This window comes from Umezawaea sp., assembly GCF_057122925.1.
On sequence record NZ_DBNGPQ010000181.1, the window covers coordinates 22072 to 41039 of the forward strand.

Genomic DNA, 18968 nt, shown 5'->3' on the forward strand with positions numbered 1-18968 from the left:
GCTCAGCCCCCTTCCGGCGCGACGCGCATCAGCAGCCTGCACGCCGGGTCGCCGTGCCGCAGGCACCCGGTCGCGCAGTTCTCCACCAGCGTCACGCCCAGTCCGTCGGACCACCCGGCGTGCACCTCGGTGCACGGGCACTCGTAGCCCTCCAGCGATCCCGCCATCCGCACCATGGTGACCGCGAAGTTCTGCCGCATCACCACCTCGACCGCGTCGTCGTCGACCACGGCGCACCGCAGGTCCCGCAGCTCGTACGGGAACGTCCGGTCCGCGCAGGCGTCGTAGCGCAGCCGCAGCTCGTCCAGGTCCCGCGCGGGCTTCCCGCCGAACTGGCGCAGGACCTTGCGGCCGATGCTCATGGCGACGTACCGCAGCGCCTCGGCGTTGACCTCGTTCGCGGCGGCGTGCCCGAACCTCCGCGCCACGCCCTGGTACCAGCGGGCGTCGTGCAGCCACCACGCGCGGTAGACGTCCAGGACGTCCGCGCGGGTCGTGGCGTCGGTCTCCTCGACCGCCGTCATCCCCGTCCCCCGCCCGCGATCTGCTCCTGGAACCGCTCGCGCATGAGCCGCTTGAGCACCTTGCCGGTGGCGCCCTTGATCACGTCGGTCGCGTCCATCCGCAGCGCCCTCGTCACCGGTGGGAGACCCGCGGCCCGCAACGCCCCGTTGACCAGCTCCGTCCACTCCGCCTCGTCGGTCGCGTCGCCGGGGTCGGCGAGTTGCAGCAGCACGTAGGCGTCCGCGACACCGTCGCCGTCCCAGTCGGCCCGCACGCCCTCCGGCGCCACGCCGACGACCGTGCAGTCGGCCAGCGCGGGCAGCTCGGCCAGCAGCAGCTCCTCGGTGCGGGTGCTGAAGACCATGCCCTCCGCAGTCCGGATCGCGTCCGGCGCGCGGTCGAGGTGGTAGAAGTCGCCCTCCTCGTCGCGCACGGACAGGTCGCCGGTCAGCCAGTAGCCGCCGAGCCGCAGGCGGTGGAACGTCAGGGAGTCGTTCCAGTAGCCCGGCGTCAGCGTGGGGGAGCGCACCCCCAGCCTGCCGACCTCGCCCGCGGGCAGCGGCTGCCCGTCCTCGGACAGCACCGCGGCCTCGGCGAAGCTGATCGGCTTGCCGATGCAGCGGCCGTACCGGGAGCTGCCGGGCTTGTGCCCGTTGTGGAAGATCGAGTAGCCGGTCTCCGACGAGCCGAGGCCGTCGGTGAACACCGAGCCGGGGACGCGGACCCGCTGGAAGTCCTCGCCCACCTCCAGGTGGCTGCCCTGCGCGATCAGCGCGCGGACGTGCGCCTCGTGCGCGGCGTCGCCGGTGTTGTACCAGGCCTCGACGCTGTCCAGGTCGCGCGCGGCCAGGTCCTCCGCGGCCATCTCGCCGTACGTCCCGGCGAACGCGAAGATGGTCGTGGGGCGGAACTCCTCGGCCGCGTCGAGCACGTCGGCGCCGCGCTGGCTGGAGAGCAGCATCACCGGTGAGCGCAGCAGGAAGCCGAACATCATCACCGACACCGCCGCGTTGTGCGATCCCGGCAGCGCCACCAGCAGCCTGCCCATCGCGCCGCCGACCGACAGCCTCAACCGGTGCAACTGGGCGTACAGCAGGGTTTCGTGGGTGTGCGGCACGGCCTTCGGCATCCCCGTCGTGCCCGACGAGTGCGAGATGATGATCGGGTCGGTCGAGTGGTGCCGGTACGGGTAGCCCTCCGGCAGCGGGCCCGCGGGGCCGATGTCCGCGGCGGTGACCAGGAACCCGAGGTCGAGGTCGCCGTCGGCGAGCGTCGCCCGGTGCTCGGTGTCGGCCACCGCGCCGACCGCGCCCTGGCGGCGGACGTACTCGCGGGCGATCTCCGGGCGCAGGTTGCCGTTGACGAACGACGGGATGGCGCCCAGCGAGGTCAGCGCGAGGAAGTTGACCGCGAACTCGGTGCTCGACCGCGTCTGGATCGCGACCGGGTCGCGGGGGCGCACGCCCCGCGCGTGGAACCAGGACGCGTAGACCTCGACGGCGGCGTGCAGGTCGCCGAGCGTCAGCACGGTCGGGTGGCTCCCGTCGGGTGCCCGCCAGGTGCCGTCGGTCCACAGGACCTGCTCGTCCATCGGACGGCCGTAGGCCTTCATCCGGTGGATCACGTTGCCCGCGCCCAGCGTCGCGTCCGACAGGACCTGAGCGCGTTCCGCCTTGCTGATCATGGTGTCGGCCTTCCAGCCAGTCGTCGGAGGTCGTACCCGGCGGTGTCACCGGGCGGGGTGTCGCGGTCGACCAGCAGCGCGACCGCGAAGTCCTCGGCGGGGACGTCCAGGCCCAGTTCCAGGGAGGCCGCGGCGGTGCGGTCGTTCCCGGTCAGCTCGACGCCGACGACGAGCACCCGGTCCAGCTCCTCGTCGTCCAGCAGGAGGGCCGCGGTGTCGAGCAGCGCGGAGCCGAGGTCGGTCAGCGCGGACAGCGCGACCAGCGGCCCGGTGATGCCGAACTCCTTGCTCAGGTAGCCGAGGACGGCATTAGCGGTGGCCTGCATGAACAGCAGCGGGTTGCTCACCTGGCCGCCGATCAGCAGCGTGCTCGCCAGGTCGGTCGTGGTGGAGTCGCCGATCGTGCTGCCCAGCACGATCGCCGTCCGCGTGCCGTCGCCCGGCCGGTCGGTCAGGCACCGGCTCGCCACCTCGTGCACGAGCGGGTTGAACGCGGACTCGATGAACCCCGACACCGGGGATCCGCTGGTGGCTGTCGTCACGGGCGCTCCAGCACGAGTGCGGTGTTGGCCCCGCCGAACGCCGCGTTGACGCTCATCGCGCGCCGGACGTCGGCGTCGCGGGGGGTGTTGGGCACGTAGTCGAGGTCGCAGGACGGGTCGGCCCCGGTGAAGTTCGCGGTCGGCGGCAGCACGCCGTCGGTGAGCGCCAGCAGCGTGATCACGAACTCCACGATCCCGGCGGCCTCCAGCAGGTGCCCGGTCGTGCTCTTGGTCGAGCTGACGGGCACCTGGTCGGCCCGCGCGCCGAACACCTCGTGCAGACCGCGGGTCTCGGCCGGGTCGTTGAACTTGGTGGCGGTGCCGTGCGCGTTCACGTAGTCGACCCGCAGTCCGTCCGGGTCGCCCGAGCGGCGCAGAGCCCGCTGAGCGGCCGCCGCGAGCCCCGCGCCACCGGGGTGCGGCCTGGAGACGTGGAAGGCGTCCGACGCGGCGCCCCACCCGACCACCGTGGCCAGTGGCCGCGCGCCCCGGCGTCGAGCCGACGTCGCCGACTCCAGGACCACGGCCGCCGCGCCGTCGCCGAGCAGCAGCCCGCTGCGGTCCGCGCTGAACGGCCGGACCACGCCGTCGCGCGAGAGGGCCCGCCCGGAGTCGAACTTCGCGAAGACCTCCTCCTCGACGAGGTAGGCCCCCGCGCAGACGGCCGAGTCCAGCCTGCCGGACGCGATCAGCCCGCACGCGTGGATGACCGCCGACGCCGAGGCGACGCAGGCGTTGGTGAACGCCAGCCGCTGCCCCGCCGCCCCGATCCGCGCCGCCAGCAGGTCCACCAGGTGCGCGGGAACGGTGTCGGCCACGTCGACGCCCGCCTCACCGCGCCAGAACCGGGTCAGCACGGCGAAGTCGCCCGACGTCCCGACCAGCACGGCCGTGTCGTCGCGGGCGGTGAACCCGGCCATCTCCACGGCCTCGTCCACGCAGTCGCCGAGCGCGTCCCGCTGCGAGTCCGGCTCGTCGGTCCCGGTGGTGGCGGCGAACGGCGTCCGGTACGGGCCGGTGTCGAACCGCGTGGTGGGCGCGAACGACGGCACACCGCCGAAGACACCGCGCCGGAGCGCGTCGGCGCCCCGGCCGAACGCCGTCCGCACGCCGTACCCGGTCACCACCACCTCAGCCATCGCGCGACTCGCCCGCCCGCACCCGGTTGAGGTAGTCGGTGATGCCGCGCAGCGAGCCGAACTCCGTGAGGTGCTCGTCCTCCGGCTCGATCACCAGGTCGTACCTCGTGCCGAGCTGGTGCAGGAACCACACCAGCCCCAGCGAGTCCAGCGCCAGCTCGGCGTCCTCGTCGAGGTCGGCGGGCAGCTCCGGGAAGATCTTGGGATCGGACAGCAGCTCCCTCACCACCGCCGTCGTGATCTCCACCCGTGTGGTCATGCCGTGGCGCCCCGCTCCACGATGTCGGCGGCCAGCTCGCCCAGCGTCATCGCGCCGAGCGGCTCGATGTCGGTCTCCGGGAACTGCACGTTGAACCGCCGTTCCAGCCGCATGGTCAGCTCGATCAGGCTCAGGGAGTCCAGGTCGATCCCGCCGCTGCCCAGCGGGCTCGCGAGGTCGACCTCGTCGGGGGCGATCGGGTGGTTCATGTCCTTGACCACCGTGGTGACGATGAAGTCGCGGATCTCGTTCTCGAGCGTCGGCATCGGCCAACCCCTTCTGTGTTGGGAGTTCAGGACGGTTCGGGCACGGCGCCGCGCAGGGTCTGCGTGCGGCGGATCAACTTCCCGTTCGGCGTGCGCGGCAGCGCGGGCAGGACCCGGACCAGCTTCGGCACCTTGTAGGCGGCCAGCCGCTCGCGGCACCAGCCCACGAGCTCCCCGGCGCCGGGGCCGTCCTCGTCGACGGACACGTAGGCCTCGATGGACCCGGCGTGGACCACGACCACGTCGGTGACGCGGGGGTGTTGGCGCAGCACGGACTCGACCTCCAGGAGGTCGACCTTGAGCCCGCCGATCACCACCAGCGAGTCGCTGCGGCCGTGCAGCCGGACGGCGCCCCCGGCGTCCTGCGACGCCCGGTCGTGCGTGCGGAGCCAGCCGTCCGCGTACCTGTCCACATCGGAGCCCCGGAGGTACGGGGAGCCCTCCGGCAGCTCGACCTCCAGTTCGCCCTGCTCGACCCGCAGCACGACGCCGGGCGCAGCCCTGCCCACCGAGGGCCGCAGGTCGCCGCTGACGTCCATCGCGATCACGCCGGTCTCGGTCGTGCCGTAGGACTCGCCGAGACCTACGCCGAACCGCTCCCGGAACGCCTCCGCGACCCCGGTCGGCATCAGCTCGCCGCCCGACACCGCCGCCCGCAGGGACGGCAGCACCGGAACGGTCTTCGCCGTGGTCAGCAGTTCGTAGTGGAACGGCGTGCCGAAGATCGCGTGCACGTCGTGGCGCTCGGCCGTGGCCAGCACGTCCTTGGCCGACAGCCGCGGCGTGAACACCGCCGCCGCGCCCGCCGCCAGCGAGTGCAGCAACCCGGCGACCAGGCCGAAGCTGTGCGCGGTGGAGCTGAGCAGCAGCACCCGTTCCCCGGCCTTCGGCATCCCCTCCACGAGGGTGAACCGCTCGACCTCCGCCGCGAGCGAGGCGGGCGTCCTGCCGATCACCTTGGGCAGCCCCGTCGAACCGGAGCTGAACTGGATCAGCCGGTGCTCGGTCGCGGCCTTCTCGCCGTCGCGGTGGTGCTTGGTCACCAGCTCGTAGGTCGGCTGGAACGCCATCGCGAACCGCCCGCCCGCCGTGGCCCGGACGGTGAACTCCGGGCGGCACAGCGTGCGCAGCGCGTCGACCTCGGCGGGCGCGAGCCGGTGGTCGACCAGCATGACCTGCGCGCCCAGCGACCACAGCGCGAACACGACCTCGACCTGGGTGCGGCTCGACGGCACCTGCACGAGCACCGTGGAGCCGTCACCGATGCCGAAACCGCTGAACACCTTGGCCTCCGCGGCGACGGACGTGCGGACCTCCTGCCGGTCCACCACGCGCTCGTCGTGCACGAGGTAGGGCCTCTCACCCGGATGCGCCTCGAACAGCTCGTCGAGGAGGACCCGCATTCCGCCGCCCATCAGCTCTCCTTGCAGAATTCGCCGATCGGGATGCCCACGTGCCGCTGGTCGGTCGCCAGGTAGCCGAGCAGCTCGTCGCCCCGCCGCAGCTCGGTCACGTTGCGGACCTTGCCGCCGGGGCCGAGCAGCCGGACGTGCCAGTCGTCCTGCACGGTCAGGCTGACCACGACGCCGTCGACGGAGTGCGCGGTGATGCTGAGCAGCGGACGCGACTCCAGCTTGGAGCGCCCGACCACGACCCGGCGGGTGCGGCCCTCGGAGTTGACCGCGAGGACCGTGCTGCCGGAGTGCAGCTCGCTCAGGTAGTTCGTCCGGTTCTCCGGGCCGAGCACGTAGGAGTGCAGCGCGCCCGCGTTGACCCGGAACGGCCGGGTCGGCATGTACGGCAGCGGGTGGGTCTCGCTGCACGACAACAGGAAACCGGTCGAGAACGAGCCGACGAGGATGCCCTCGTCCTCCTCGAAGTGCGTGCAGGTGTCGACGCACACCCGGTCGCCGAGGCCGTGGTGCTCGATCCGGTCGACGATCAGCGTCGCCAGCTCCAGCTTCGGGCTCGTCGCCTCCAGCATCCGGCTCAGCGCGAACACCTCGGTCGCGTCCTTCGGCGCCAGCATCACGCCCTCGGAGCCGCGCTCCAGCACGTCGACCACGATCGACGCTTCCTCGATGTCGCCGCAGACCGTGAACAGCTTGCCGGGCGCGCGGTCGGCCGCCGCCAGCACGATCTCCAGGGGGATCTTCGTCGGGTCGGCGAACCGCACCACGCTGTAGGGCAGCGCGACGGCCGCGGCGCAGGCCAGTTGCAGCGTGCGGTCGTCGTGCACGTCCACCCACGCGGCCACGTCCTCGCGGTCGCCGGTGGCCAGCACGAGCGCGTCCAGCTCGGCCTGGTCCGCGACGACGGTGGCGGTGATGCCGGTGAACCCCTCGTCCTCGGCGCCCACCAGCACGCTCGCGATGGTCGGGGGGAGCGTCGCCAGCGCGGCGGGGTCGTCGGAGACGATGCCGTGCAGCCGCGAGTGGATGGCGGCGTCCACGACGCCCTCCACGTGCTGGGGGGCCACGGTCCGGAGGTCGATCCAAGCGAGCGTCATAGAGCACCTGTCGTCATCGAGGGGATTCGGGAGAGGTCTGCCTGGTGCTCCGGGGCGTGCACCACGGCGGCCAGCCTGGCCACCAGCGACGCCGGGTTGGGCGAGGTGAAGACCTTGCGCCCCACGGCGAGGCCCGAGCAGCCCGCCGCCATCAGCTCGGTGGCGTAGGCGACGAGGTCGGAGCCGTCGGTCGGGCCGCCCGCCGCGAGCACCGGGACCGGCGAGTTCGCCACGACCTCCGCCATCCGCCGCACGGGCAGGGTGACCGAGGTCTTCACCAGGTCCGCGCCGAGGTCGGCGGCGATGTTGACCACGTGCGCGAGCAGCGCCGGGTCGTGCGGGTCGACGATCCGCGGGCCGCGCGGGTAGATCATCGCGATCAGCGGCAGCCCCCAGGCCTCGCACGCCGTCGCCACGGCGCCGAGGTCGGCCAGTTGCCGCTCCTCGGTGTCGGAGCCGATGTTCACGTGCACGCTGACCGCGTCGGCGCCCAGGCGCAGGGCGTCCTCGGCGTCGCCGACGAGCACCTTGGCGTTGGTGTCCGCGGCGTGGGCGGTGCCCGCGCTGAGGTGCACCACGAGCGCGCACGCCGCCAGGATCCGCGGTGGCACCAGACGTGCTCGTCCCTTGTGGACGATGATCGCGTCGGCACCGCCCTCCACGAGGTCGCGGAGCAGGTCGTGCCACCGGTCGTGGGGCACGACCGGGCCGTCGGAGACGCTGTGGTCCAACGGGACGAACAGGTGCCTTCCGTCGTTCGCCGAGGACAACCGGCGCATCCGGAATAGCTTCCCGGTATTCGTCATGCCGTCTACACCTCCTTTTCGAAAACTGGGTTCAGCGAAGGAAGTGAATGGAATCGCTTGGTCGCCAAGGCTAGCGACGGCCGTTGAGGCCGGACAAATAACTCTTGCCGATAACTCGGCAGTTATGGCGGTTCACCCGAATCGACCCCTGTTTACGTCTCCGGACAGGCCTAGTGCGCGTACCGCCATTCGGACGGTTCGCAAACGTGTCGGAGCTCTAAGAACTTTCTCATTTTCTCCTGGCAGATTCACGGTGTTCCCAGTCCCGACGGAGAGCGGAGGTCGCCTTGGGCGAGTCGACGGGTCCGGTGCACCTGGTCGTGGCCTGCCACGACGGGCGCGGTCACACGGGCAAGCTCGCCGCGGCCGTGCGGCGGGGCGCCGGTGCGGTCGAGGGCACCGACGTCGTGGCCATCGCGGTCGACGAGATCACCCCTGAGCAGTGGTTCCAGCTCGACGACGCGGACGCCGTCATCTTCGGCGCCCCCACGTACATGGGGTCCGCTTCGGCCGCGTTCCACCGGTTCGCCGAGGCCAGCAGCAGGCGCTGGCTGACCCGCCGCTGGCAGGACAAGCTGGCCGCGGGCTTCACGAACTCGGGCGCGAAGGCGGGGGACAAGTCCGGGACGCTCGGATACTTCACGACCTTCGCGGCCCAGCACGGAATGGTGTGGGTGAACCTCGGCCTGCGTTCCGGCTGGAACTCCACCAAAGGCAGTGAACACGACCTGAACAGGCTGGGCTTCTCCCACGGCGTCGCCGCGCAGTCCAACACCGATGAAGGACCGGAACTGATGCACAAGGCCGATCTCGACACCGCCGAATACCTGGGCCGAAGGGTGGCCACGTACGCGCGGATCGTCGTCGAGGGCAAGCGGGCGCTAGCACTGTGAAAAGGGTTTCCGGCATCGCCGAGGAGCAGCGGAGGAGCACGCGGACCTGGGCGGTCGTCGCCGTGGCGGTCGCCGCCCAGACGCTGCTCTGGCTGGACAACTCCATCCTGAACATCGCGATGGAGACGCTCGCCGACCCGGTGCGCGGCCTCGGCGCGAACGCGGGGGAGCTGGCCTGGGCGAGCAGCTCGTACTCGCTGGTGCTGGCCGCCGCGATGTTCGCGGGCGGGGCGCTCGGCGACCGCTACGGCCCGCGCGCCACCCTGTTCGCGGGCCTGCTGCTGTTCTCGGTCGCGTCCGCGCTGGCGGCGTTCAGCCGCAGCGCCGTGGAGCTGATCGCGACGCGGGGCCTGATGGGGCTGGGCAGCGCGCTGCTCATGCCCGCCACGCTGGCGATCATCGTCCGCACCACGTCGGAGGCCCAGCGGTCCAGGGCCATCGCGCTGTGGGCGTCGGCCAGCGGCCTCGGCGTCGCGCTGGGCCCGGTGCTGGGCGGTGCGCTGCTGGCCCGGTTCTGGTGGGGCTCGGTGTTCCTGATCAACGTGCCGATCGTGCTCGCGTGCCTGGTGGGTGTGGTGCTGTTCGTGCCACGGCTGCGCTTCGCCGACCGGCGACCGCTGGACCCGCTCGGCCTGGTGCTCTCCGTGCTGGGCCTGGGGAGCCTCGTCTACGGGATCATCGAGGGCGGCCAGCGCGCGGACTGGGCGGCCGTCGGCGTGCTCGTGCCGCTCGTGCTCGGCGTCCTGCTGCTGGCCTGGTTCGTGCTGGTGCAGCGCTCCGCCGCGCACCCGAGCTTCGACGTGGGGCTGTTCGCCGTGCGGCAGTTCACCGGCGGCAGCACCGCGCTGCTGTTCACGTTCTTCGGCCTCACCGGCCAGCTGTTCGCCACCGCGTTCTACCTCCAGGGCATCCGCGGCCTGACGCCGCTGGGCGCGGGCCTGGTGATGGTCGCCGCCGCCGTCGGGATCGTGGTCGGCAACCTGGTGTCACCGCGGATCACCGACCACCTCACGGTCCGCTGGACGGTGGTCGGCGGGATGCTGCTGGCCATCGCCACGTTCGCGAGCTACCTGGCGTTCGACCGCGGCACGCCCATCCCGCTGCTGGTGGTGGTGCTCCTGGTGCAGGGCTTCGGCATGGGTCTGATCAGCGCGCCGATCACCACCGCGATGATGGCCGTCCTGCCGCCCCGCGTGGTGGGCGCGGGCTCGGCGATCAACAGCGCCGTGCGGCAGGTCGGCGGCGCGCTCGGCACCGCCGTGCTCGGCTCGGTGCTGACCGCGAGCTACCACCGGGAGATCGCGCCCGCGCTGCCGCGGCTGCCGGACGCCGTCCGCGACCAGGCCGGGGAATCGGCGCAGGGCGCCAGGGCCGTGGCCGCCGCCGTGCGCGAGCCGTGGCTCGTCGACGCCGCGGACCACGCGTTCCTGCAAGCGATGTACACCTCCTCGATCTGGGCGACGCTGCTGTCCCTGGTCGGGGTCGCGTTCGTCATCAGGTGTTTCCGACCGGACAGGTGAGGGCGTCATGGAGTTGGGACTTCGGCATCTTCAGGTCGTCGTCGCGGTGGCCGAGGCGGGCAGCATCAGCCGGGCCGCCGCCGCGTTGCGGATCGCCCAGTCCGGCCTCACCGCGCAGCTGGGCCGGATCGAGCGCGAACTCGGTGCGCCGCTGTTCGTCCGGCGCCCGCACGGGGTGGAGCCGACCGAGCTGGGCACCCACGTCCTGCTCGGCGCGCGGGTGCTGATCGCCAGGTTCGACGACCTCATCGCGTCGGCGCGGACCCGCGCGCACAGCGGGGGTTCCGGCGCCGTGGTGCGGCTGGGCGGGGTGGACAGCCCGTGGATCTCGACCGTCGCGGCGGCGCTGCGCGGGCTGCTGCCGGAGCACGAGCAGGTCACCTACGTGGAGGCGAACTCCGACGCCGTCGTGGAACTCGTGCGCACGGCCCGGCTCGACCTCGCGGTGATCACCGAGTACCCCGACGCGCCGGCGCCCCGCCCGCACCGGCTCGTCGTCCGCGACCTCGGCGTCGAACCGCTGCTGGTCGGCCTGCACGTCGACCACCCCGAGGCGGGGCGCGACCGGCTCCGGCTCGCGCACCTCGCCGAGTACGACTGGATCGCGCCGACCGACAAGGCGGGCGGGCTCCGGCACAGCCTGCGGACGGCGTGCGAGCGCGCCGGGTTCGCGCCCCGGTTCCGCCACTTCGGCACCGACCACGGCACCGCGGCCACCATCGTGGGCTCCGGTACCACCGTCGGCCTGTTCCCGACGAGCACCGGTCCGGTGCCCGGTGTCGTGTTCCGCCACCTGACCGACGAACCCCTGTGGTGCCGGACGATGCTGGCGTGGCAGCTCGGGTCGCCGCTGGCCACCATCGCCGCCGAACTCGTCACCTCCGCCTCGGACGAGCGCTTCCGCGCCCGGCGGCCCGTGCCGCCGTTCCGGGTCGTCGACTACCGCCGGGCGATGTGAAGCCCCGCACCCCTGGCCCAGTACAGGGCCGCGCGCGCCGCCGAGGCGGACTCGCCGCGGGGCAGCGGGATCGCGGGTTGCACGGCGGGCAGGTCCACGGTGAACACCGCGCCCGCGCCGGGTTCGCCCACGGCGGTCACCGTGCCGTCGTGGGCCTCCACGACCTCGCGCACGAGCGACAGGCCGATGCCGAACCGCTGACCGCGCCCGGCCGTGCCGCGGTGCAGGCGCTCGAACAGCGACCGCCCGTCCGCCTGGTCGAAGCCGACCCCGCTGTCGCGCACCGACAGCCGGACCACGGCCGCGGTCGGCGCCTCCAGCGCCACCACGACGGTGCCGCCCGGCGGTGTGTGGCCGATCGCGTTGTCCACCAGGGCGGTCACCACGCGGCGCAGCGCGGATTCCGCGCCGGGCACCAGGAACTGGCCCGGCCCGCGCAGCACCTCCAGCACCAGACCCGTGTCGGCGGCCCTCGCGTCCTCCGCCGCGACCACCTCGTCGGCCACCTCGGCCAGGTCGACCACGTCCGTCCGCGGCTGCTCGCCCGAGAGGGCCGAGCGGAGGATGTCGTCGACCACGTCCCCGAGCTGGCGGGTGCCGTTGACCAGTCGTCTCATCTCGGTCGCCAGCGCCTCCGGGCACTCCAGCGCGTCCGCCTTGCGCGCCAGCAGCTGCGCGCGGGTGTGCAGCTGGGTCAGCGGCGCGCGCAGCTCGTGGCTCGCGTCGGCGACGAACCGCCGCTGCCGGGCCAGCGCCTCGTTCAACGGCGCTATCGCCCTCTCGCACAGGAACCGGCTGGCCGTCGCCACGCCCGCGGCGACCGCCAGCGCGGTCATGAGCAGCGCGACGCCGAACGCGACCAGCAGGTTCCGCCGCTCCATCAGGTGGAACCGCTCGTCGTAGACGACCTGCACGACCTCGTCGCCCCGCCGCTGGGTGAGCACGCTGTAGTGCTGCCCGTCGCGGTCGACCTCCTCGAAGCGCGGCACGTCGGCGTCGCGCAGGCTCTCCACGAGCGGGAAGCCCGCGGGCAGACCGGGCGTCCCGGCCACCACGCCGTCGCGCTCGACGACCAGCCAGGTGCACGCGGGCGGGCTGGACAGCGACGAGTGCGCCACCGTCCACAGCAGGTCGCGGCGGGTGTCGTTCTCGCGCATGTTCGCGGTGACGAGGAAGATGACGCACTCGACGAGCAGCACGATCACCGTGGTCAGCAGCGTGAGCCGAGCGGTGAGCGACCAGCGGGCCCTGCCGAGCGCGGCGCGTTCCGGCGTGATCACGGTCATCAGACCGACCCCGCGCGGTAGCCGAGACCGTGCACGGTGCGGATGGCCTCGCGCCCGAGCTTGCGGCGCAGGTAGTGCACATATGTGTCCACTATGGACTCCGAGGTGGCTTCCGGGAACACCTGCGTGCGCAGGTCCGTCCGGCGGCAGATGGCGTTGGGGGCGACGGCGAGGGTGCGCAGCAGCTCGCACTCGCGCGCGGAGAGCTTGACCACGCCACCCCGCGACGTGAGCACCTCGCGGTGCCGCAGGTCGAGGTGGCCCTGGCCGAGCGGGAGCAGGTCCGTGTGCTCCAGGTGTCTTCGGTGCAGCGCCCGCACCCTGGCGATCAGCTCGTCCAGGTCGAACGGCTTGCCGAGGTAGTCGTCCGCCCCGGCGTTCAGCCCGCGCACCCGTTCGGCGACCTCGCCGCGACCGGTCAGCACCAGGATCTTCGCGGTCACGCCGACCCGCCGCAGCCGGACCATCAGGTCGAGGCCGTCGATCGCGGGCAGGCCCCGGTCCAGCACCATGATGTCCGGCTTGCGGCTCAGCGCGAGGTGCAGCCCCTGCTGCCCGTCCAGCGCCACGTCGACCTCGTAGCCCTCGCTCGCGAACAGCTCGGCCAGCATGGCCGCCGTCTCCTGGTCGTCCTCGACGACGAGCAGTCGGATCGGCTCCGGCGCCTCAGCGGGGTTTGGCACGCTGACCACTGTGGCAGTTCCGCGCCGCGCCCACAGCCCCTATCTCACTCGGCGTCGCGGTGGTAATACGGACCGCGACGACCGGCGTACCTGCGCTTACCCGGTGACCACCTTGTACAGGACGGTCGTGGGCGCGAGTTTCCCTTCGGGATCGAGCGCGAAGTCCGGGATCACGCCGACGGTCGTCCACCCCAGCGAGGTGTACATCCCCTCGGCGGGGCTGCCGGTCTCGGTGTCCAGCACCAGCAGCGTGACGCCCGCGTCGGCCGCGCCGCGCTCGGCGGCGCCCATCAGCGCGCGACCGATCCCCCGGCCGCGCGCGGACCGGTGCACCAGCAGTTTCGCCAGTTCCGCGCGGTGGCGCGCGTTCGGCATCGTCGCCAGCCGGACCTGGACGGTGCCGACGACCCGGCCGTCGACCCGCGCGGTCCACAGCAGCAGCGTGCCGTCCGCGACGGCGGGCGCCAGGCCCGACCACCACTCGACGGCCGCCGCGCGCTCCAGGCCCGCCAGGAAGCCGACGGACGCGCCGCCCCCGACCGCGTCCAGCAGGACGTCGGCGAGTTCGCCGGACGGCACGTCCGCCGTGACCCGCGTGATCACGGCTGGGAGTGCTCGTGCAGCAGCAGCATCGTGTACGCCGCGATCGACTGCGCGTCGGTGATCTCGCCGCGGGTGATCATCGCCTCGAACTCGCCCCGCGCGAACCACGCCGAGCGCATGTCCTGCTCCTCGTGCTCCCGCTCGTGGAAGCCCTCGACGAGCCGGGTGGCGAGGAACACCCTGCCGCGCTGGCTCGTCATGCCGGGGGCCACGTCCAGGACGCCCAGCTCGACCATCTCCCCGGCCCGCAGACCGGTCTCCTCGCGCAGCTCGCGCTCCGCCAGCACCGCGGGCGACTCCTCGGCCCGGTCCGGCGCGGTGCCCTGCGGGAACTCCCAGCGCCGCATCCCGATCGGGTACCGGTACTGCTCGACCAGCCTCACCCGTTCGCCGTCCAGCGGGATGACCAGCGCGAAGTCCGGTTTGTCCACCACTCCGTAGATGCCGGTGCTGCCGTCCGCGCGGCGGATCGGGTCCTCCCGCACGGTCATCCACGCGTTCGCGTACACCTGACGCGATCCGAGCGAGTCCACGTTCACACTCCCCTTGCCTGCGCCGACCGCCGACGCCCGTAGCCGAAGTACACCACCAGGTCCGCGCCGCGCGGGCTCGGCGGGCGGCAGCGGTCCGGGGGCCGGTACGGCGAGCGACGGTACCTGGCTGTGGATCTCCCGTGGCACCCCGTAGCCTGTCGCGGGTGCGTCTCGTCATCGCTCGCTGCCAGGTCGACTACGTCGGCAGGCTCACCGCTCATCTGCCGATGGCCAACCGACTCCTGCTGATCAAGGCGGACGGGTCCGTGTCCATCCACTCGGATGACCGCGCCTTCAAGCCGCTGAACTGGATGAGCCCCCCGTGCTGGCTCATCGAGGACCCCGGGATGTGGATCGTCCAGAACAAGGCGGGCGAGAAGCTGATCATCACCTTGGAAGAGGTGATGCACGACTCGAAGCACGAACTGGGTCCCGAGCCCGGCCTGGTGAAGGACGGGGTCGAGTCGGACCTGCAGAAGCTGCTGGCCGAGCACGTGCAGACGCTCGGCGAGGGCTGGTCGCTGGTCCGCCGCGAGTTCCCCACCCCCATCGGCCCCGTGGACCTGATGTGCCGGGACGAGAAGGGCGTGTCCGTCGCCGTGGAGATCAAGCGGCGCGGCGAGATCGACGGCGTCGAGCAGCTGACCCGGTACCTGGAGCTGCTGAACCGGGACCCGCTGCTGGCACCCGTGCGGGGGATCTTCGCGGCGCAGCAGATCAAGCCGCAGGCGCGCGTGCTGGCGGAGGACCGGGGGATCCGGTGCGTGATCCTCGACTACGACGCGCTGCGCGGCATCGAGTCGGACGAGTTCCGGCTGTTCTGATCGTCGAGCCCGCCCCCGGTGCCGGGGGCGGGTCGCCGGCTCATCCGCGGTAGCCGTTCCAGCCGCTCCTGGCGTCGACCGCGTGCTGGTGGCTCGGCGGGGTCGGCCTCGGGGTCGCCGACGGCGGTGACCAGGCCTGCGGGGTGCGCATCGGGGTCGGTTCCGGGGGCCGCGGCGCCTGGTCCGGCCGTCGCGCGGGCAGCTGGGCCCTGAGCAGCATCGTCAGCTGGGTGCGCACGTCGTCCAGCGGGCGGGTGGACGACGCCGCCCGCGACAGGACGATGGCGCCCTCCAGCGCGCTCAGGGTGAACGTGGCCAGCGACGCCGCCGCGGGCTGCGGCAGGCCCGCCCGCACCAGCACGCCGGTGAAGCGGCTCTCCCACGCGGCGAACACCCGGCCCGCCGCGGGCGACGGGGCGAGGGCCGCGGCGAGCACGGGGCAGCCCGACGTGTGGTCCGAGGTGTTGAGCTCGTGCTCCCACCAGGTGACGAGGCCGTCGACCATGTCGACCGGGTTGTCGTCGAAGGTGTCCAGCAGGGCCACCATCTGGCGCCCGGCCTCCTTCGTGGCCTGCTCGACCAGTTCCGCCTTGCCGCCGGGGAAGTGCTGGTAGATGGACTGCCTCGCGGTGGAGCTGTGGCTGAGCAGGTCGGTCAGGCCGGTGGCGTGGACACCCCTCCTGCGGATCAGGGCGATGGTGCTGTCGATCAAGCGCTCTCGTGGGCCTGCGGTCATGTCCCGTCCAAACTGTCGGCCGGTGCGGTCCTCCGGTGCTGGGTGGTGCGGGGGGAGAGGCTTGTCCTGGACTGGCGTCCGGATCTGCAACATCGCGGTCGACGACCTCCGTTCCCTGGTCGGGCGGTTCAGCTCGCTCTGGCTCGTTGACGTTCGGGGTCCAGCAGGTACCGGCGGACCGGCAGGGGGCGCAGCCACTTCCCGACGGCCTTGCGGACCCTGGCCACGGTCCGCCGCCGTACCCGTCTTCGGTGCAGGCGGCGGCTCAGCGCCGCCGCCGCCGCTGCCGCCGCCGCGACCAGCAGCGCCGAGATCACCCAGGAAGCCGTCATGACGCCTCACCTCGTCGAGTGGCCCGACTCGAATGGCCCCTCCGGCGTTCAGGACGCCTGCCCGGACAGGTCGTCGGCGGCGTGCGCCGGGGTGCGGCCGTGCTTCACGACGCGCACGGTCGACGGCTGGTACAGCTCCTCCAGGACCCGGTACACGGTGTCGCGCCCCAGGTCCAGGTGCGCGGAGAGGTGGTCGGCCAGGTCGCCGAGGTCCGACGTCGTCGGCGAGCCGAGCCGGGACGCGAGCATCGCCGTCTCCTCGTCGGTGAGGTCGAGGCCGCCGTCGCGCATCGCGAGCCTGGTCAGCACCCCGCCGATGACGTCGAGCTTGTGGTCGATCGTGGTGAGGCGCTGCTCGTGGTGCTCGAACTGGCGGCCGTTGAAGCTCTCGCCGGGCACGCCCGCGCTCATCGACATGATCCGGTCGTACATGCGCTCCTGCTGCCAGGGTTCCAAGCCCATCAGGAAGTCGTCTCCTTCGAAGGCGTCGAGATCGACGTACGCCTTGAGCAGGTCGGCCTCGATCCGGCCGGGGAAGATGCGCTCGCCGTCGGAGCGGTGGAACGCGATGCCGTCGCGCACACCGGTTTCCGGGCCGCGCAGCACGAACCCGGCCGCCGCGCCGATGTCCTGGGCGACGTGCACGAGGTCGGCGTAGCCGGAGCACCACGTGCGGTCGAAGCCGATGACGTCCGCGACGCCGTCCAGGTAGGACAGCGCGGTGGACAGGGGGATCTCGTCGCGGTCGACCTCGTCGAGCCTGCGGTCGCAGGTGAAGATCAGGGGCAGGTTCTCGGGGTAGCCCTCGATGCGCGCGTCGGCGAGCGCCGCGCGGGCGTGCGCCTGGCCCGCGTCCCAGCCGCCCGCGAAGTCGTCGGTCCCGACGCGGTGCCGCAGCAGCACCACCCGGCCCGCCGCGCGGTGGCGGTCGAGCGAGCCGGGGTAGTGGCTCACGCACTTCGGGCTCGCCGGGTAGCCGATGCCCCGGATCAGGAAGCGGACGTCGTAGCCACCGCCCTTCGTGTACTCGTCCAGTTCCCACGGGGTCAGTTCCCGTGCCGAGTACGCGGCACCGTTCGCGGTCAGGAGGGGCACATCGATCACCTCACGTCACTGTGCGTTGGCTACGACGGGAAGTACGGGGATGTGCGGTGTCGCGTTCAAATCCCGACTGGGCGATCACTGATCAGCGCGCAGGTCCGAGGTGAACTAGCGTCCGGTCGAGGCAGTGGCAACGCTCTGCGGTAGCGTCCACTCCTGATGCTTTTTGTGTGAGTTTGTTGGTTTGGTTGGCTCGTTCGGGGAGGTGGGCCCTGGTGCCCGTGCTGGCTCAGGCGGATCTTCGGCTGGACGCGAATCCGCTCGACTACATCCTGCTGGTCATCTACTTCGCGGTGGTCCTGGGCATCGGTGTGATGGCGAGACGCTCCGTCTCGACGAGCCTGGACTTCCTGCTCTCCGGCCGTTCGCTACCCGCGTGGGTGACGGGCCTGGCGTTCATCTCGGCCAACCTCGGCGCGATCGAGCTGCTGGGCATGGCGGCGAACGGCGCGCAGTACGGCCTGCCGACCGTGCACTACTACTGGATCGGCGCGATCCCGGCCATGGTCTTCCTCGGCCTGGTGATGATGCCGTTCTACTACGGCTCGAAGGTCCGCAGCGTCCCCGAGTTCCTGCGCCGCCGCTTCGGCACCGGCGCCCACCTCGTCAACGCGCTGAGCTTCGCGCTCGCCCAGGTGCTGATCGCGGGCGTCAACCTCTACGCGCTGGCGCTGCTGCTGAACCTGCTGCTCGGCTGGCCGATCCCGCTGTCGATCGTGATCGCCGCGCTGGTCGTGCTGACCTACACCACCCTCGGCGGTCTGTCGGCCGCGATCTACAACGAGGTGCTCCAGTTCTTCGTGATCGTCGCGGCCCTGCTGCCGCTGACGATCGTCGGCCTGCACAAGGTCGGCGGCTGGAACGGGCTGGTCGACAAGCTGACCGCGAAGGGCGCCGGTGAGGAGCTGGGCGCCTGGCCCGCGACCGAGCTGACCGGCATCTCGAACCCGGTGCTCAGCGTGATCGGCATCGTGTTCGGCCTCGGCTTCGTGCTCTCGTTCGGCTACTGGACGACGAACTTCGCCGAGGTCCAGCGGGCGCTGTCGGCGAAGAGCATGTCGGCCGCGCGGCGCACGCCGATCATCGGCGCGTTCCCCAAGGCGCTGATCCCGTTCGTCATCATCATCCCCGGCATGATCGCCGCCGTGGTGATCCCGCAGGTGCAGGCGCTCAACGAGGGCGGCGACTCCGGCGGCATCACCTACAACGAGACGCTGCCGCTGCTCATCCGCGAGCTGCTGCCCAACGGCATGCTCGGCATCGCGATCACCGGTCTGCTGGCGTCGTTCATGGCCGGTGTGGCCGCGAACGTCAGCTCGTTCAACACGGTCTTCACCTACGACCTATGGCAGGACTACGTCAAGAAGGACCGGCCGGACGAGTACTACCTGCGGGTCGGCCGCCTCGCGACGATCGGCGGCACGATCATCGCGATCGGCACGGCGTTCATCGCGTCGGGCTACGGCAACATCATGGACTACATCCAGGCGCTGTTCTCGTTCTTCAACGCGCCGCTGTTCGCCACGTTCATCCTGGCCATGTTCTGGAAGCGGATGTCGGCGGCGGCCGGTTGGGCCGGCCTGGTCGCGGGCACGGTCGCGGCGGTCGCGGTGTTCGTGCTCGCGGAGACGGGCGTGCTCGACCTGCCGGGCCAGGGCGCCAGCTTCCTCGGCGCCGGGGTGGCGTTCGCGGTCGACATCGTGGTCAGCGTGGTCGTGACGTCGTTCACCCGGCCGGTGCCGGAGGAACGGCTGGTCGGGCTGGTCTACAGCCTGACGCCCAAGTCGGAC

Annotated in this window: 21 protein-coding genes; 5 read left to right on the forward strand and 16 right to left on the reverse strand. The window is 72.0% G+C overall.

Annotated elements, in window-relative coordinates:
• Window positions 1-2: 2 nt before the first annotated feature.
• Genes AC156L_RS40600 through AC156L_RS40640 form a run of 9 tightly spaced genes read right to left on the reverse strand, consistent with a single transcriptional unit; the run spans window position 3 to window position 7709 of the window.
• Window positions 3-524 carry a hypothetical protein gene (locus AC156L_RS40600; RefSeq protein ID WP_330875984.1) on the reverse strand — a complete coding sequence of 174 codons (522 nt, stop codon included), beginning with the start codon at window positions 522-524 and terminating at the stop codon, window positions 3-5.
• Complete coding sequence (locus AC156L_RS40605) at window positions 521-2188, reverse strand: class I adenylate-forming enzyme family protein (RefSeq protein ID WP_330875983.1); 1668 nt, start codon at window positions 2186-2188, stop codon at window positions 521-523. Before AC156L_RS40605 ends, AC156L_RS40600 begins: the two co-directional genes overlap by 4 nt.
• Window positions 2185-2730, reverse strand: coding sequence for a beta-ketoacyl synthase N-terminal-like domain-containing protein (locus AC156L_RS40610; RefSeq protein ID WP_330875982.1), 546 nt, complete (start codon window positions 2728-2730; stop codon window positions 2185-2187). Before AC156L_RS40610 ends, AC156L_RS40605 begins: the two co-directional genes overlap by 4 nt.
• Window positions 2727-3869: a beta-ketoacyl-[acyl-carrier-protein] synthase family protein gene (locus AC156L_RS40615; RefSeq protein ID WP_330875981.1), complete on the reverse strand. Its 1143-nt coding sequence runs from the start codon at window positions 3867-3869 to the stop codon at window positions 2727-2729. The genes AC156L_RS40610 and AC156L_RS40615 overlap by 4 nt, the downstream gene beginning before the upstream one ends.
• Window positions 3862-4128 (reverse strand): hypothetical protein, encoded by a 267-nt coding sequence (locus tag AC156L_RS40620; RefSeq protein ID WP_330875980.1) that lies wholly within the window; start codon window positions 4126-4128, stop codon window positions 3862-3864. The genes AC156L_RS40615 and AC156L_RS40620 overlap by 8 nt, the downstream gene beginning before the upstream one ends.
• Window positions 4125-4394, reverse strand: a complete 270-nt coding sequence (locus tag AC156L_RS40625; RefSeq protein ID WP_330875979.1) for an acyl carrier protein — start codon at window positions 4392-4394, stop codon at window positions 4125-4127. Before AC156L_RS40625 ends, AC156L_RS40620 begins: the two co-directional genes overlap by 4 nt.
• 26 nt (window positions 4395-4420) lie before the next feature.
• A complete protein-coding gene (locus AC156L_RS40630) occupies window positions 4421-5809 on the reverse strand; it encodes a class I adenylate-forming enzyme family protein (RefSeq protein ID WP_330875978.1) in 1389 nt (462 codons plus the stop codon).
• On the reverse strand, window positions 5809-6903 hold the full coding sequence (locus tag AC156L_RS40635) for a 3-dehydroquinate synthase II (protein WP_330875977.1): 1095 nt from the start codon (window positions 6901-6903) through the stop codon (window positions 5809-5811). The genes AC156L_RS40630 and AC156L_RS40635 overlap by 1 nt, the downstream gene beginning before the upstream one ends.
• Entirely contained in the window at window positions 6900-7709 is an 810-nt protein-coding gene (locus AC156L_RS40640) for a 2-amino-3,7-dideoxy-D-threo-hept-6-ulosonate synthase (protein ID WP_330875976.1), read from the reverse strand. The genes AC156L_RS40635 and AC156L_RS40640 overlap by 4 nt, the downstream gene beginning before the upstream one ends.
• Before the next feature lie 287 nt (window positions 7710-7996).
• Here AC156L_RS40640 and AC156L_RS40645 point away from each other — a divergent pair, with 287 nt between their 5' ends.
• Genes AC156L_RS40645 through AC156L_RS40655 form a run of 3 tightly spaced genes read left to right on the forward strand, consistent with a single transcriptional unit; the run spans window position 7997 to window position 11080 of the window.
• Complete coding sequence (locus AC156L_RS40645; protein ID WP_330875975.1) at window positions 7997-8602, forward strand: flavodoxin family protein; 606 nt, start codon at window positions 7997-7999, stop codon at window positions 8600-8602.
• Window positions 8599-10122 carry an MFS transporter gene (locus AC156L_RS40650; protein ID WP_330875974.1) on the forward strand — a complete coding sequence of 508 codons (1524 nt, stop codon included), beginning with the start codon at window positions 8599-8601 and terminating at the stop codon, window positions 10120-10122. The genes AC156L_RS40645 and AC156L_RS40650 overlap by 4 nt, the downstream gene beginning before the upstream one ends.
• A 7-nt stretch (window positions 10123-10129) precedes the next feature.
• On the forward strand, window positions 10130-11080 hold the full coding sequence (locus AC156L_RS40655) for a LysR family transcriptional regulator (protein WP_330875973.1): 951 nt from the start codon (window positions 10130-10132) through the stop codon (window positions 11078-11080).
• On the opposite strand, the gene AC156L_RS40660 is transcribed toward AC156L_RS40655, so the two are convergent.
• The 4 genes from AC156L_RS40660 to AC156L_RS40675 all read right to left on the reverse strand — a co-directional run bounded on the left by AC156L_RS40660 (window position 11062) and on the right by AC156L_RS40675 (window position 14185).
• Window positions 11062-12366, reverse strand: a complete 1305-nt coding sequence (locus tag AC156L_RS40660; RefSeq protein ID WP_330875972.1) for a sensor histidine kinase — start codon at window positions 12364-12366, stop codon at window positions 11062-11064. The two genes, AC156L_RS40655 and AC156L_RS40660, sit on opposite strands and share 19 nt — an antisense overlap.
• The gene (locus AC156L_RS40665) at window positions 12366-13049 is read right to left on the reverse strand and encodes a response regulator transcription factor (protein ID WP_330875971.1); all 684 of its coding nucleotides are present in this window, start codon (window positions 13047-13049) and stop codon (window positions 12366-12368) included. Before AC156L_RS40665 ends, AC156L_RS40660 begins: the two co-directional genes overlap by 1 nt.
• Window positions 13050-13145: 96 nt before the next feature.
• On the reverse strand, window positions 13146-13652 hold the full coding sequence (locus AC156L_RS40670; protein ID WP_330875970.1) for a GNAT family N-acetyltransferase: 507 nt from the start codon (window positions 13650-13652) through the stop codon (window positions 13146-13148).
• Window positions 13649-14185 carry an NUDIX hydrolase gene (locus tag AC156L_RS40675; protein ID WP_330875969.1) on the reverse strand — a complete coding sequence of 179 codons (537 nt, stop codon included), beginning with the start codon at window positions 14183-14185 and terminating at the stop codon, window positions 13649-13651. The genes AC156L_RS40670 and AC156L_RS40675 overlap by 4 nt, the downstream gene beginning before the upstream one ends.
• Before the next feature lie 164 nt (window positions 14186-14349).
• Between AC156L_RS40675 and nucS the strand changes: the two genes are divergently transcribed.
• A complete protein-coding gene (gene nucS / locus AC156L_RS40680) occupies window positions 14350-15009 on the forward strand; it encodes an endonuclease NucS (protein WP_330875968.1) in 660 nt (219 codons plus the stop codon).
• 40 nt (window positions 15010-15049) lie between these two features.
• On the opposite strand, the gene AC156L_RS40685 is transcribed toward nucS, so the two are convergent.
• The 3 genes from AC156L_RS40685 to AC156L_RS40695 form a co-directional block, all read right to left on the reverse strand.
• The gene (locus tag AC156L_RS40685; RefSeq protein ID WP_330875967.1) at window positions 15050-15721 is read right to left on the reverse strand and encodes a TetR/AcrR family transcriptional regulator; all 672 of its coding nucleotides are present in this window, start codon (window positions 15719-15721) and stop codon (window positions 15050-15052) included.
• 152 nt (window positions 15722-15873) lie between these two features.
• Window positions 15874-16077 (reverse strand): hypothetical protein, encoded by a 204-nt coding sequence (locus tag AC156L_RS40690; protein WP_330875966.1) that lies wholly within the window; start codon window positions 16075-16077, stop codon window positions 15874-15876.
• 48 nt (window positions 16078-16125) lie between these two features.
• Entirely contained in the window at window positions 16126-17181 is a 1056-nt protein-coding gene (locus AC156L_RS40695; protein WP_330875965.1) for a hypothetical protein, read from the reverse strand.
• A 212-nt stretch (window positions 17182-17393) separates the two neighbouring features.
• Between AC156L_RS40695 and AC156L_RS40700 the strand changes: the two genes are divergently transcribed.
• Window positions 17394-18968, forward strand: a 1575-nt coding sequence (locus tag AC156L_RS40700; RefSeq protein WP_330875964.1) for a sodium:solute symporter family protein, incomplete at its 3' end; no start/stop codon positions are given.

What these genes read in the sequence shown, in the direction of transcription:
- AC156L_RS40600 (WP_330875984.1), bottom strand. Translation starts at nt 524, where the DNA reads ATGACGGCGGTCGAGGAGACCGACGCCACGACCCGCGCGGACGTCCTG.
- AC156L_RS40605 (WP_330875983.1), bottom strand. Translation starts at nt 2,188, where the DNA reads ATGATCAGCAAGGCGGAACGCGCTCAGGTCCTGTCGGACGCGACGCTG.
- AC156L_RS40615 (WP_330875981.1), bottom strand. Translation starts at nt 3,869, where the DNA reads ATGGCTGAGGTGGTGGTGACCGGGTACGGCGTGCGGACGGCGTTCGGC.
- AC156L_RS40620 (WP_330875980.1), bottom strand. Translation starts at nt 4,128, where the DNA reads ATGACCACACGGGTGGAGATCACGACGGCGGTGGTGAGGGAGCTGCTG.
- AC156L_RS40625 (WP_330875979.1), bottom strand. Translation starts at nt 4,394, where the DNA reads ATGCCGACGCTCGAGAACGAGATCCGCGACTTCATCGTCACCACGGTG.
- AC156L_RS40630 (WP_330875978.1), bottom strand. Translation starts at nt 5,809, where the DNA reads ATGGGCGGCGGAATGCGGGTCCTCCTCGACGAGCTGTTCGAGGCGCAT.
- AC156L_RS40635 (WP_330875977.1), bottom strand. Translation starts at nt 6,903, where the DNA reads ATGACGCTCGCTTGGATCGACCTCCGGACCGTGGCCCCCCAGCACGTG.
- AC156L_RS40640 (WP_330875976.1), bottom strand. Translation starts at nt 7,709, where the DNA reads ATGACGAATACCGGGAAGCTATTCCGGATGCGCCGGTTGTCCTCGGCG.
- AC156L_RS40655 (WP_330875973.1), top strand. Translation starts at nt 10,130, where the DNA reads ATGGAGTTGGGACTTCGGCATCTTCAGGTCGTCGTCGCGGTGGCCGAG.
- AC156L_RS40660 (WP_330875972.1), bottom strand. Translation starts at nt 12,366, where the DNA reads ATGACCGTGATCACGCCGGAACGCGCCGCGCTCGGCAGGGCCCGCTGG.
- AC156L_RS40690 (WP_330875966.1), bottom strand. Translation starts at nt 16,077, where the DNA reads ATGACGGCTTCCTGGGTGATCTCGGCGCTGCTGGTCGCGGCGGCGGCA.